Source organism: Ruegeria sp. AK4 (assembly GCF_056541025.1).
Window position 1 is genome coordinate 248,681 of sequence record NZ_JBQFXS010000002.1, and the last position, 13,558, is coordinate 262,238.

The following is a 13,558-nucleotide window of genomic DNA, read 5'->3' on the forward strand; positions in this document are numbered from 1 at the left end:
TGTGCTGAGGCACCGTCTTCGAACCTTGTGGCAACTGCGCCCGTTCTCGGGGCGGCCTCCGACGAGATCATCGTAAAAACAGGGGTCACACGCGGGCCTGAGGTTTTGACCTCACCAAGGCCGCAGGTAAGGCCCTGCAAATTTCGCAATTTTGAACTTGGGCGCGAAAGAATGCGGGATCGCGGCGCTTTGTGCGGGGACTGGACGATTCTGGGCGAAACACGCAAGCCGATTTCCGAAAAACACCCGGGCTGCGGCATAGCCGACCCGGTTCAGGTCCGTGTGATCTCGGACATCTTTTTCAGTCAGCTTGCGCTGATGGATTGCGAAACGGCAGTAACCTTCAAGACGTGGATCGAAAATACGGCCAAACCGGCCTTTGCCGGGCAGGGGGGTGGATTGAAGGGGATGCGCCTGGCCGGGCACTACTCGTGCAAGACGCAGAACAACCAGCCCCGGGCGCGCCTGTCTGAACACGCACGGGGGCGGGCGATCGATATTTCTGCCTTTGTCCTGCAGGACGGCACGCTGATTACGGTCCGCGACGGCTGGGATGCCGAAAGCACTGCCAATGTGCTGCGTGACCTTCACAGTGGTGCCTGCGAACTGTTTGGAACCGTGCTCGGCCCCGAGGCGGACCAGTTTCACAAAGGCCATTTTCACTTCGACACGGCACGACGCAGCAGCGGGTCTGTCTGTCGCTGACCGAACGTCGAGTCTCGCTCGCTCGGATTGCCAAACAGTCGACCCCGATCAGGGACCGTCAGCGGTAATCGCTGAGGGGCGCACCAGCACCGCGCAGAACGACATGTCACCGGCAGCTTCGCCCGATATTGCGCCGTAGGGACAGAGTTGATTGATCCTCCCCCGGAATCTGCGCCATGTTGCGGTGGGCCGGGTGATTCCGCCGGGCTGGAGTATTTCCGGACATCTGGAATGCCTGCCGCAGAAAGAAGGTGACTGATGGATTGGGACGAGTTTTCACATTGGGGCCAGCACATCTCGAAATGGGCTGCGGATTATCATAAGTCACTGGCAGACCGGCCCGTTCGGGCGCAAACCGCACCGGGTCAGATCGGACCGCAACTCGACAGCGCGCCCCCGGAGACCGGCCAGCCGATGGATGCAATTCTGGCCGATTTCGAACGGATCGTGATGCCGGGTATGACCCATTGGCAGCATCCCAGGTTCTTCGCCTATTTCCCGGCCAACGCCGCGCCGCCCTCCATGCTGGCCGAGATGCTGGTGACCACCATCGCGGCGCAATGCATGTTGTGGCAGACCTCACCCGCAGCGACCGAGGTCGAGGGTGTCATGGTTGACTGGCTGCGTCAGGCGCTTGGCCTGCCGGATGGCATGACCGGGGTCATACAGGACAGCGCGTCCTCGGCCACTTTGTCGGCCGTACTGACAATGCGCGAACGCGCCACCGGCTTTACCGGAAACCGCGATGGCCTGAATACCAAAGGCGCGCTGCGTATCTATTGCTCGGATCAAGTGCATTCGTCGATCGACCGCGCTTGCTGGGTTGCCGGGATCGGCCAGAACAATCTGGTCAAATTGCCCACCCATGGCGCGACTTTCGCAATCGACCCCACCGCGCTGGAGGCTGCCATTCAGGCAGACCTGACCGGCGGTCATATCCCGGCAGGTATCATTGCGATCACGGGTGGTACGGGGGTAGGGGCCTGCGATGATCTGAACGCCGTCGCGGATATCGCGGCGAAACACGACCTCTATACGCATCTGGATGCCGCATGGGCCGGTTCCGCCATGATCTGCCCCGAATTTCGCGAGGCTCTTTGGTCGGGCGCAGACCGCTATGACAGCATTGTCTTCAACCCGCATAAATGGCTGGGCGCTCAGTTCGATTGCGCCATTCAGTTCCTGCGGGACGCGGCGCCTCAACTGAATACACTGAAGATCGAACCGGAATACCTGAAGACAACCGGTGCCGAAGTGACGAATTACTCGGAATGGACCATCCCCTTGGGTCGCCGCTTCCGGGCCCTGAAAATCTGGTTCCTTCTGCGCTCTTACGGGGTGGACGGGCTGCGCGCACGCATCCGAAACCACGTGGCCTGGGCGCAGGAACTTGCACAGGAGATCGGGAAGATGGAGGGGTTCGAAATCATCACCGGCCCGATCCTCAGCCTGTTTGCATTCCGCTGCCCCGGCGACGATGCGAAGCAGCAACACTTGGTGGATACGCTGAACGAAGACGGCCGGATCTATCTGACCCAAGGCATGTTCGACGGGCGCAAGATTATCCGGTTTCAGGTCGGGCAGTTCGATACCACCCGCGATGATGTGCTGATGGCAGCCGATGTCATCCGCGATGTGTGGGAGAAGATTGTGAGCGATACCTGAACTGCGACTCCTATTGCCTTTGAGGGTAGGGGGCTCGGCCCATTTCTTCCAGCATCTTTTCCCGGAACACCTCGGCGGGTGTCTTCCATCCCAGGCATTTTCTGGGTGTCGCGTTGAGGCGGTCACAGATCATTTTCAAGTCATGATCTGAGACCGCCGTGATGTCGCGCTTACGGGGAAGCCAGCGCCTGACCCTGCGATTGGTGTTTTCGACAGTTCCTTTTTGCCATGGAGAAGATGGGCCGCAGAACCACGTTTGCGTTCCGATCTCGGCCTGCAAATGGGGCCACGAGACAAACTCGGTGCCGCGGTCGAAGGTGATGGATTTCCGTGCCAGATGGGGCAAATCGCGCACCGCCTTCATGATCTTGCCCATCACGGGCTTGGTGCGCTTGTTCGGGTTCTTCAGCAGCACCGTGAACCGGCTGACGCGTTCGACCAGTGACGTGACATTTGACTGGCCAAGAGCCTGTTTGAACAGCATCAAATCTCCCTCCCAGTGACCAAACTGACGTCGATGCGCCACGTCATCCGGGCGAAACAGAATGCTAACGTCCCGATCAAATTTAGACGGAAGACGCTTTCTGGCGCGGCGTGGCCGACGATACATTCGATGCTCGGGCAGATACCACCAGAGCTCGTCGGCCATGCCTTCTCTGGAATAGATGTAGCGGTAGATCGTTTCCTGACAGACGCGCAGCTTTGCGCCTTCATAGATCATTCGGTTGCCGATCTGCTCAGGCGTCCAGCCATTCTTTAGCCGCTCGACGACACGCTTGCGCAACTCGGGATGGCGGATCAGTTTACGTTGCCGGGCGCGCCGATCCGCAGCTTTCCGATGCGCAGACGCGCCGTAGTAGCCATCACATTTCGGCAGACAAGGATCCGAGAAGAAGTTCCGCTTGATCTCTCGATGGATGGTGGCTTTCGAGCGCTTCAACACACGTGCCATCTCCCGAACCGGAACCTTCGCGTGCCTCCAGCGCTCAATTCTACGGCGCTCTTCGATGCTGAGTTGCGAATACACTGTCCCCATGACATGATCTCCTCATTAGATAACCCATTGGTTTCTAATAGGAGTCGCACTTGGAAGTAGCGGCACCATCTGTGAGCGATGCGTCGCATAATACTGATTATGTTGAAAACCGTGGGGTGTATTTCCTTGGCATACCGTAATCGCGTTCACTATCCTTTGTATGAAACAGACAAACGTTCGCCAGTTCTTCCACGGCGCGGCTGAAAGTCCGTAGCGAGGCTGCTCTGTTGGAGGGAACCGGATGACCAAGCCGCGGACACAAATCATCACGGACGAGGTCAAGTTCGTGACCGGCACCCAGGCGATAAAACCTGCCCGCTAGCCCTTCGGTCGGAACAAGTTCTACGGGATGGTGAAAGCGAATCTCATCAAGCCCCATTTCGCCTATGAAGGTGCGCGACGGTGTATTCCGTGGCCGAAATCGACGCTCTATTTAAGCCCTCAAGCGCTTGATAAGGTAGGGGCCAAAGTGGGGTCAAAACTGCCTGAAACAAAATTTGTTTAATGAAATCAATAGATAATTGGTGCGGGTGGAGGGACTTGAACCCCCACGCCTTGCGGCGCCAGAACCTAAATCTGGTGCGTCTACCAATTTCGCCACACCCGCAACCGGGCACCAAAGTGCCGGAATGACGAGCTGATAACAAAGCTTGATCCTGAGTGCGAGAGGGAAAATCGGCCAACGGCCAAGTTTGTGATCCGGCGTCGAAAGAAGCTGGTCAGCCGACCAGGCACATCGGGTTGTTCAGACCAATGGGTTCTTCAATCGGGAAACGCGCCTCGGACTTTTGCCAGCTCGGCACGAGAGTTATCCCTTCAAACAAAGCGGCTATAGCCGCTGTTCCATGGCTGTACACGCGACCGGACGGGCCAATCCGCTCTGCATACCAACCCGCCAACAGAACACCTCAAACACGCAAGGGTTGAGGCGTTCCTGTGAGCACACCTCCACATTCCCGCCACATTTCAAACGCCAAAAAATCTTATTCACGTCAAATTAACACCGCCTTGAAGGGTCTTGTTTGTCGTCAGGAGTTAATGAGTCTTTTTTGCCACTTTGGCGCCCGTACGAGTTTTTCGCTCAACTCCAGTACAAGGTTTTCTGCCGTGACCGATCTGAACAACTCCGCTGCCCCTGAGCAAGATGCTATCTTCTTTGCTCGCGAAAGTTTTCTAGGTGAACTCAAAACCCTGAACCGGGATTATCCGAATACCGGGTTCGGCATTTCGCTGCGTACCCATTCCGGCCAGCACTACCTTCTTGCCAATGCGCGTATGCCGCTGCCTGCTGTAAAGTCCGAGGGCTTTCCCACGGGCCGCCATGTTGCGAGCCTCGAGAATGGCGACCGCTTTAGCTCGATCGAGGTTCTGGCGGATGCCCAGGCCTATGAAAGCATCTCGCCCCGGGCCGAAGCTGAAATTCTTGGGAATGCGCTGGATCTGATTGCGCGCATCGACACACATACCAGCAGTCCCGCCGGGCGGCCCCCGCACCGGCCCGCGATTGCAGCGACCGGAACCGGAGGCTGACCATTATGGCGCGAAACGACCACCTTTTGTCTGTAGGCAACGAGGCTTTGGCCCCGATGACGTCGGCGATGTCCTCGCTGACGGCACAGATCGACCAATTGACAGAGGTGGCGGACGCGCGGTCTTCGGCGCGGCTGGCCACATTGAAAACGCGGATGGAGAATTTCACCGCGAGCGTCACGATGGTCGGTCAGGTCAAGGCCGGGAAATCCTCAATCATCAACATCCTGGCGGGCCGCCCTGCCCTGTTGCCGTCCGACGTCAACCCGTGGACATCCGTGGTCACGACGCTGAATATCAACACCCGCACGCCGGGCGACACAAAGTCCAAGTTCACGTTCTTTGAACAGGAAGAATGGGACAATCTGATGGTGGGCGGCGGCCGTCTGGGGGAACTGGCCAACCGGGCCGGTGCCGATGATGAGATGGACGATATTCGCCGCCAGATCAATGAAATGAAGGCCAAATCCGAGGAACGGCTGGGCAAGCATTTCGACTTGATCCTGGGCCAGAGCCACCAGTATGACTATTTCGACGAGGAACTGATCCAGCGCTATGTCTGTCTGGGCGACGAGGACGATCCGGATATCGACCCCAAGACAGGCCGTTTTGCCGATGTGACGAAATCGGCGGAACTGTTCATGGACATTCCGCAATACCCGATCTCGCTGAAGCTTTGCGATACGCCCGGCGTGAACGATACCTTCATGGTGCGCGAGCAGATCACGCTGCGCAGCCTGCGCGGGTCCGAGGTGTGTATCGTCGTACTGGCCGCAAGCCAGGCGCTGACCACCATGGACATGGCGCTGATGCGGATCATCTCGCAGTTTGAAAACAGGCAGATCATCCTGTTCGTGAACCGCATCGATGAATTGTCCGACCCGGTCAATCAGGTGCCGGAAATTCGTGACCGGATTCAGGACACACTGAAACAGAACAATATCGACGCCAATACCAGCGTTGTGTTCGGCAGCGCTCAGTGGGCCGAGGCCGCGCTGACCGGCAATCCGGACATTCTGACCGAGGAATCGCGTCAGGCGTTGAACACGTTCTATCTGGCGGCGGGTTTTGGTGATCAGGCGCCCTCGCTTGACAAGATTTGGGCCTTGTCCGGCCTGCCGGACCTGCTGCTTGCGATGAACGAACGCATTGCCGAAGGCGCGGGTTCGCGGCTGTTGGATCGTGTACGCCACCGCGCGCGCAACATCGCCAGCCAGATCCGCGCCACAGCCGTGGCCAAGAACCTGTCCGACGGGGATGGCGTGATGCGCGATTTGGACGGGGTTTCGCCGGATGAGGCGATTGCCACCGTGACCGCCGAGTATGAAAAGAAGGCGGCAGACCTGACCGTGAAGCTGCGCGACAAGGTTCTGGAACGGCTGAATTCGGCTGAGGCCAATTTTGTCAAACGCGCGACGGATTCGTTGATTTCGCATCTGGAACAGAATGGCGAGCAAGGAACGTGGCAATATGATCCTGCTGGGTTGCGCACCCTGCAAAAGGCCGCATATTTCAGCTTTGCCCGTTCGATGCGCAAGGAAGCAGGGACGCTGTATTCTGCCGCCGCGGCGGATGTCGAGGCGCTGTATCACAAAATCCTCGGCAACCATCTGGGTGAATTCAGCATCGAAGCGCCCATTGTGCCGCGGGTTCCGCCGCCCTTGGGCATTGGCCGGACCATCGCGCTGGACCTGCAGAGCACGTGGTGGCGACGGTGGTGGCAACGGCGCAAGGGGTTCGAGGCTTACGCCGCCGATTACACCCGGCTGATCGCCTCTGAAGCGAACTCGATCACCAAGGATATCGAGGAAAATCAGGTCGCGGCAGTGCTGGAAAACGTCCGGGCGATCCTGTCGGATTTCATGCGCGAGCAGAAAGAGACGCTGCTGAGCATCTCGGCCTCGGCCGAGACGGATGCGGCACAGAACCCGGCCCTGATGGCAGGGCTGCAGCCCAAGAAATCGAAGGATGAAATCCTTGGCGACATCCTGAAAGACCTAAGCAACGAAGCGGCATAAGTAGAAAAATGGCAAAAGATTCACAAACACGCTTCGTTTCACCCAAGGCATGGGAACGTATCGAGCATTGGTCCCGCCGCAAACCGGTCTTCGCGCTTATGGGAGAATTCAGCGCCGGGAAATCCACGCTGATGAACTTTCTGCTGCGCAAGAAGGCGCTGCCGACACAAGTGACGGCGACGCAGCTTCCTCCGATCTGGTTTAGCTGGGGCAATCAGTCCGCCTATGTGAAACGACATGATGGCAGCACGCAGAACATCTCGCTGGATGAGCTTGAGACGGTTGGCGTGGACGATGCGCAGTTTGTGCGCATATTCCTTGAAGCCGATATTCTCGAGGCCGTCGACCTGATCGACACGCCAGGTATTTCGGACCCCAAGATTTCCTCGGATGTCTGGCAACGGGCCGTCGGGCAGGCAAATGGCGTTCTGTGGTGTACCCATGCAACGCAAGCCTGGCGCGAAACGGAACGTGCGACCTGGGTTGCGCTGCCGGAGCGCTTGCAAAGCAATTCACTGCTGCTTGTCACCCGCGCCGATGCGCTGGGAGCGAAAGACCGGCAAAAGGTCCTGCGCCGCGTCAATCGCGAGGCCGGTCATCTGTTCAATCGTTCGATCCTGTTTTCGGCCCGTGACGCAATCACCGCGCGCGACAAAACCGGCGATGCCGATCTGTGGGCGCGCAGTGGTGGCGGCAAGATGATCGACAGTTTTCTTGAGATTACCGAGCAGATCATGGACACCCGGGCCGACCAGCTGGCCCGATACCAGATCGACAAGGGCCTGTCGGATTTACCTAAAATCCAGCCTCTGCGCCCTGAAAGAAAATCTGAATTTTCGGAAACCGATCAGGGGACAAAAGAAGCCGAGCCTCTGAAACTGGTTAACCCGGTAGCTGACGCCCCGGAGGATGAAGGCAAGGACAGCGCCGTCGTCACCAGCTTCCCGGTGCGCCCTGCCCGGGTAGAGCGGCGGTCGGAGGATACCGACCGGGCCCGGATCGACGCGGAAGAGGCCGAGCGGCTGCGGGCGGAAATGGTGCCGGTAAAGGACCCTGCCGCAACCGGTCAGGACACCGATGACGAGGAACTGCGCGCCTTTTTCCGCGACACGTCCAACGATCCGCTGGACCTGACCAGCCTGGCGGCAGATGCAACCGACTTTGACGAATTCGAACTGATTGATGAGTTCGAAACGGATGAGGAGATCGAAGAAGGCATTGCCGCCGAAAGCGATGACCCGGATACGCCGCAGACGGAAGAAACGGACGCGTCCGACGATGTTCTGACATCTCTGAGTTCCGCACTGGCCGACACGCCAGATGCTGAGGATGAGCCCACAGAGTACGAAGAGCCAAAGGACCGCAGCATCGAAGTTTCAGTTTCTTCGATTACCGCGCTGATGGCCGAGCAACCCGACAGCGATGCCGAAGAATATGAGCCCGAGCCGGAAACAAGCGGCATTGTCGAAATCCGCGTGGATTCGCAGCCCGAAGCCGTTGGTCTTGATGATCTGGCGGACGGGTCTGCGGGCGCTCCGCTCAGCGCGTGGGCCATGTGGCAGGAAGTTGTCAAAGACGACGAACTGCCCGACGATGTCGAAGGGCTCAAATCGGTGTTTCAGGCTTTTCTGGCCGAGTTCGACCAGATCGTCAGTGAACAGGGCGTACGCCAGGAAAAAGAGACATTGCAATCGATGCCCAAAACAAGTGAGAACAGCGGGGCGGAATGGCATGTGTTGTAGCGGTGTCCGAATCAACCCAATGGGCAATTGAAAGGGAAAACAAAGGTTTAAATGTCGATACAGGCCGCATTGACCTCTGCAATTGAAACCATACCCGACTGCATTGCAGCCGGGTATATTGACATGGAAACGGGGATGGTGCTGGGCACCAGCGCATCCGATCCCAAAAATGCAGAGGTTCTGGATACATTGGCCATCGCTGCCGCCAATCTGTTTCAGGGGCGCGGCGTGAGGGCCTTTGAGGCGCTCTTGCGTCAGGCCGGTACGGAAGAGGTGGACAATCCGGGATTTGGGGAAATCGCGGTGTTTTCAAAAGACCATCTGCACATTTTCCTGCGAACGCAGGCGTATCCGGACCATGTGGTCTGCTACATCTGCAACAGCAGCGCAAATGTCGGGCTGGCACTAACAAAATCGCATCTCAGTCTGGGGCCGGTCGCGGCAGCAGTCTGATCGGGACCAGAGGGGGTCACGGTATGATGGATACGGACATACTCGACATGCTCGAAAATATCGGGCGGTCGTCGGTTGCCCGATTGTCACCGGCGGTGAATATCGCGGGTGAAACCGCTGTGGCGCGCCGCGCCGGTGTTCTGCGGGCCATTCGCGGCACCGTCCTGCCCCGCCGTCTGGAGTTCACGGCAGCCAGCGGCGAATGTCTGGCGCTCGAAGTGACCAATTCGCGGGTCACGGATGTGTTCCGCGTCCGCTCTGGGCCCGTGCCGGATTTCGAAACCGAGGCGCGGGAAGATCTGATCGGCAAGCTGGCGCAACTGGTCACGGACATTGCGGATGCCCCTGCCCCGTTGGAACTGGTGTCGCTAAAGCCAGACGCAGCGCTTGAAGCGGATGATGTCGGCGTCACGCTGAGCGAAATTGAAAAAGCCTGTGCGCAGATTGAACTGCCCACTGAACCGATTGTGTCAGTTGTGCCGGATATCGTGGACGAAACAGCCGCTGATGAAACTGACGCATCGCTGGCGCAGGCCTTTTTCGACCGCTCGGCGCGTTTTGCCACCGGACGCCTGCTGGCCGATAACGCGGACGGAGCCGTGTCGGATGCCGAAGGCGATTTTGCCGCTTCGGGGTCTTTGCAGCCGGACAGAAAAATGCTCGCCCGGTTTGCCGCTGATCTCGCCGGGTGGGATGGCGACACGGAAGCGGAACTGGACCACCCGCAACTGATCGTGATGCGCCCATCCGGTGGCAAAGGCGCGGGTCTGGCCGTTCTGCACGATGGCGAACAGATTGCCATTGCCGCACATGAAGCCCGCAAATTGGGCGCTGTTGTTAATCTTTGGGGCGCTCTTTTGGGGCAGAAAGAATGATCGCCCTCAAAACATTCAAGTTTTCGTCTAATTCAGTCCATTTTTACGAGTGACAAGGTAAGGGTTATGAGTGAGTCAAATCGTCGCGAACTTATTCGCATCGCTGAAGAAATGCATGAAACGAGCAATGACGAAACCCGTCAGTTCATTTCGCGCATCATCGGCGATCTTTCGAACCTGAAACCGTCGATTGCCTTTGTCGGGCAGATCAAGGCCGGGAAGTCCCGCCTGATCAACGGGTTTACCGGGCAGGCCGAATACCTGCCCTCGGACGTGAACCCCTGGACGACGGTGATCACCGACATGCATTTCGGCCACCCCTCGGGCCGCTCCCGGGGGGCCGAGTTTCATTTCTTCGACAACCACCAGTGGCAATCCCTGATCGCCGAGGGTGAAGAACTGCGCAACATGTTCCCCGATGACGAGGACAGCTATAAGCGCGAGATGATCGAAGAGCAGGTCGAGGCAATGAAGACCCGCGCCAAGCTGCGTTTGGGCGAAAGCTACAAGCATCTGCTGGGCCAGCATCACGATCTGGACGATCTGTCCACCGACGATCTGGCACGCTATGTCTGCGCCGGGGATGACCCCACCGAAGGCGAAAGCCCCGACCCCGGCAGCGACCGGGGCCTGTACAGCGACATCACCCGCAAGGCCGAGGTCTATTTCGACATCGGTCATTTCCCGTTCCCGCTGACCGTTACGGACACGCCGGGGGTCAACGACCCGCTGCTGATCCGCGAGGAAATTTCGCGTCAGTACCTCAAGGAATCCGACTTTTTCGTCGTGGTCCTGTCGGCGCATCAGGCCCTGTCGCGGGCCGATCTGAAACTGTTCCGCCTGATGCAGGCGCTGGAACTGGGGCAGACTGTCGTCTTCATCAACCGCGTGGACGAGCTGGGCGGCGGCCCCGACGACGCCGGAAAAGTGCGCGCCGATGTGGTCGACGGGCTGGAAAAGGCCCTGGGCAACTCGGATATCGACGTGCTGATGGGCAGTGCGCAATGGGCGCATTATGCGCTGACCGGGGATGAAACCGGCGTCAATCACGATCAGGTTCTGGCCTGGCTGCGCGCGCATCCCGAACAGATGAAGCAATATCTGGACGGTGTCGAAGAGATCAAGCAAGGCCCCGGCCCCATCAGCCGCGAGGCGGTTCTGCGCTTTGCGGCAATGATCGCTTCGGGCTTGCCGGACCTGCGCCGTCATGTGACCAAGGCGCTGACGGATGGACCCCGCAACGAACAGATGCGGATGGCGTGGCAGCACCTCAACAGTTTCGCGCAAGGAGAACTGGAACGGTCTCAGGTCCACCTGCGCGCATTGGAAGATGAAAGCGCTGCCGATGCGTCCAGCTCGGACGAAAACGACAAGACACTGACCGATCTGCGGGCATTGATTGCAGGCAAGACGCAAGAGATGACGCAGGATATGGACGATATTCTGGCCAACTTGCGCGGGGTCATGGATGACACGGTGGCCGAAGCGGTCTCGGCCGTGGTGCGCGGGCCGAACGGGCAATCGCCGCTGCTGGCCAAAGGGGGTGAGACCGAACTGAACTTCACGCCCCTGCGCGATCGCATGCGGGAACTGACCCAGGGGGCGACACAGGTTGTGCGCCAGCGCATGCTCAGCGAGCTATACGCCATCGACATGCAAAGCAACGCGGCCCTGCGCGCCCTGCCCGGCTGGCAGGAGCCGATGGACAACCGCATGAACACCAGTGCGGTACGCTGGTTCCGTCCCGACACTACTGCCCTGACCCGCGGCATCACGGTCGAACTGCGCGTGAACTGGCTGTCGCGTCTGATTTCGCGCAACAGCGTGGTCTCGCGCGCCGAACGGATGATCGTGCAGGAATTCGAGCTGATCGGCGACGATTTGATAGATACCGCACGCGAAAATCTGCTAGAACGGTTGAATACGGTTCTGGATCACTACCTGGCGTTGTTGGCCGGGCATCTTGAACACAGGGCCGGAACCGGAGAAACAAATGCCAAGGCCGAGGCGCAGGGTGCCTTCGACCGGGCGCGCCGCATCTCGGACGAGCTGGGAACAGTTTTCGGCACGGACGCGGTGATTGAACGACAGGCAGAGGCTGCGGAATGATCGAATTTCCCGGAACCGAACAGGAAGTGCGTCAGCTTGAGCGCTTTCTGACTGCGACGGAATCCCTGCCCTCGGACGCGGCGCTGGACGACATGCGCACCCGCGCGCTGGCCCATGCCGAGCGGCTTTCAAACGCGGTCAATATCGGTTTCGCCGGGGAATTCGGCGCGGGAAAATCCAGCCTTGCCAATATGCTGGCAGGGGCCGACATTCTGCCCACCGGGCCGCAGCACCTGAAGCTGCCGCTGGTGATCGTGGCCTATGCCGACGCACCGGAAACGACCGTGGGCTGGTGGGGCAAGGAGCCCAAGACCTATTCCGGCATCGCTTTGGAAAAGGCGGCTGCTGACAACCCCGATTTCATCTCGGTCGGGTTGAACACCCCTGCCCTGCGCGAAATCTCTCTGTTCGATCTGCCAGGGTCGGGCGCTTTGGACGATACCTACAAGCCGACGCTGGATCTGCTGGAATATGTCGATTGCGCCATTTGGTGCACCAACGGCACCAACGCCTGGCGCGAAACTGAACGGCATCTTTGGGCACAGGTTCCGCAGGAGCTACGTGCCAACAGCCTGCTTGCGGTGACTCATGCCGACCTGCCCCCGGTGCGCGACGCGCTGGACCGGGTTGTGGCCCGTCTGAACAAGGAAAAGGGCGACATGTTCCGCGCGGTCGTTCCCATCGGCACCCCGGTCGCTGTGCGGGCCATGGCGCAGGAGCCCGAGCCGGATTTTGACTTATGGGAAACCTGTGGTGGCCAGACTCTGGCCGAACAGGTCCTCGAGGTTGCCTCGCGCCGACGTCAGAACGATCTGGACGCAGCCCGCAAGGATTTGCAGCAGGACTTCCTGCCCTATCTCGAAGCGCTGGGTGAAGCTGAACCGGAACCCGAACCTGCCGAAAGCCCCTCGGTACAATCGGCGCTTGAATCCGCGCTGCCGCCGTTGAGCAACCCAATTCTGGAAGACTGGCTGGCTGCGATTGCAAGCATCTACGATGATCTTCGGGAATCCTCGCACATCGAACCGGCGGCCTTTCTGCAAAGCTGTCAGGAAATTGTCGAGGATTTTGCCGAGCGTCTGGAACAGGGTGGCGAGATCGACCCCGACGCGGATTGGATTCCGGCCGAGTTCGAAAAGGCGACCGACCTGCTGTTGCTGCTGCAGTTTGAAAGCGGCGATGCCCCGTTGCAGGATGCGATCAGCATTCTGGCGCAACTCAGCGACAATCTGGCATGGGCTGGCAGCACTGTGGCAACGGTGCAGACCAAAACCGGAACATGACAGTTTCCCGCTACAATTGAGCTGCACCGCGGCGATTCGAAGCCGCCAGGAATCGCCCTTCTATTGTTTCGCAATCAGAGACCAAGCACCTTGAATCGAGGTGTCAGTCCACATTTTTTACACCCGAATAATCTATATATAG

The 13,558-nt window shown here is 58.9% G+C and carries 10 protein-coding genes and 1 tRNA gene; 9 read left to right on the forward strand and 2 right to left on the reverse strand.

From position 1 onward, the window contains the following. Positions 1 to 171 precede the first annotated feature (171 nt). Positions 172 to 705 carry an extensin-like domain-containing protein gene (locus ACR0EZ_RS05090; RefSeq protein WP_480611544.1) on the forward strand — a complete coding sequence of 178 codons (534 nt, stop codon included), beginning with the start codon at positions 172 to 174 and terminating at the stop codon, positions 703 to 705. Between the two features lie 258 nt (positions 706 to 963). Further along, positions 964 to 2,370, forward strand: a complete 1,407-nt coding sequence (locus ACR0EZ_RS05095; RefSeq protein WP_480611545.1) for a pyridoxal phosphate-dependent decarboxylase family protein — start codon at positions 964 to 966, stop codon at positions 2,368 to 2,370. A 10-nt stretch (positions 2,371 to 2,380) separates the two neighbouring features. Here the strand turns inward: ACR0EZ_RS05095 and ACR0EZ_RS05100 are convergent, their stop codons facing one another. Next, positions 2,381 to 3,406, reverse strand: a complete 1,026-nt coding sequence (locus tag ACR0EZ_RS05100; RefSeq protein ID WP_480611546.1) for an IS30 family transposase — start codon at positions 3,404 to 3,406, stop codon at positions 2,381 to 2,383. A gap of 522 nt (positions 3,407 to 3,928) precedes the next feature. Then, positions 3,929 to 4,013, reverse strand: a tRNA-Leu gene (locus tag ACR0EZ_RS05105). Positions 4,014 to 4,342: 329 nt separating this feature from the next. Here ACR0EZ_RS05105 and ACR0EZ_RS05110 point away from each other — a divergent pair. The 7 genes from ACR0EZ_RS05110 (at position 4,343) to ACR0EZ_RS05140 (ending at position 13,416) form a co-directional block, all read left to right on the forward strand. Beyond that, a complete protein-coding gene (locus ACR0EZ_RS05110; protein ID WP_480611547.1) occupies positions 4,343 to 4,936 on the forward strand; it encodes a hypothetical protein in 594 nt (197 codons plus the stop codon). A 5-nt stretch (positions 4,937 to 4,941) separates the two neighbouring features. Next, positions 4,942 to 6,954 carry a dynamin family protein gene (locus ACR0EZ_RS05115; RefSeq protein ID WP_480611548.1) on the forward strand — a complete coding sequence of 671 codons (2,013 nt, stop codon included), beginning with the start codon at positions 4,942 to 4,944 and terminating at the stop codon, positions 6,952 to 6,954. Positions 6,955 to 6,962: 8 nt separating this feature from the next. Continuing rightward, positions 6,963 to 8,696, forward strand: a complete 1,734-nt coding sequence (locus ACR0EZ_RS05120; protein WP_480611549.1) for a dynamin family protein — start codon at positions 6,963 to 6,965, stop codon at positions 8,694 to 8,696. Positions 8,697 to 8,819: 123 nt separating this feature from the next. After that, entirely contained in the window at positions 8,820 to 9,149 is a 330-nt protein-coding gene (locus ACR0EZ_RS05125; protein ID WP_480611550.1) for a hypothetical protein, read from the forward strand. Between the two features lie 23 nt (positions 9,150 to 9,172). After that, complete coding sequence (locus ACR0EZ_RS05130; protein WP_480611551.1) at positions 9,173 to 10,024, forward strand: hypothetical protein; 852 nt, start codon at positions 9,173 to 9,175, stop codon at positions 10,022 to 10,024. A gap of 66 nt (positions 10,025 to 10,090) precedes the next feature. Then, positions 10,091 to 12,133: a dynamin family protein gene (locus ACR0EZ_RS05135; protein WP_480611552.1), complete on the forward strand. Its 2,043-nt coding sequence runs from the start codon at positions 10,091 to 10,093 to the stop codon at positions 12,131 to 12,133. After that, positions 12,130 to 13,416, forward strand: a complete 1,287-nt coding sequence (locus ACR0EZ_RS05140; protein WP_480611553.1) for a dynamin family protein — start codon at positions 12,130 to 12,132, stop codon at positions 13,414 to 13,416. Before ACR0EZ_RS05135 ends, ACR0EZ_RS05140 begins: the two co-directional genes overlap by 4 nt. Positions 13,417 to 13,558: the final 142 nt, after the last annotated feature.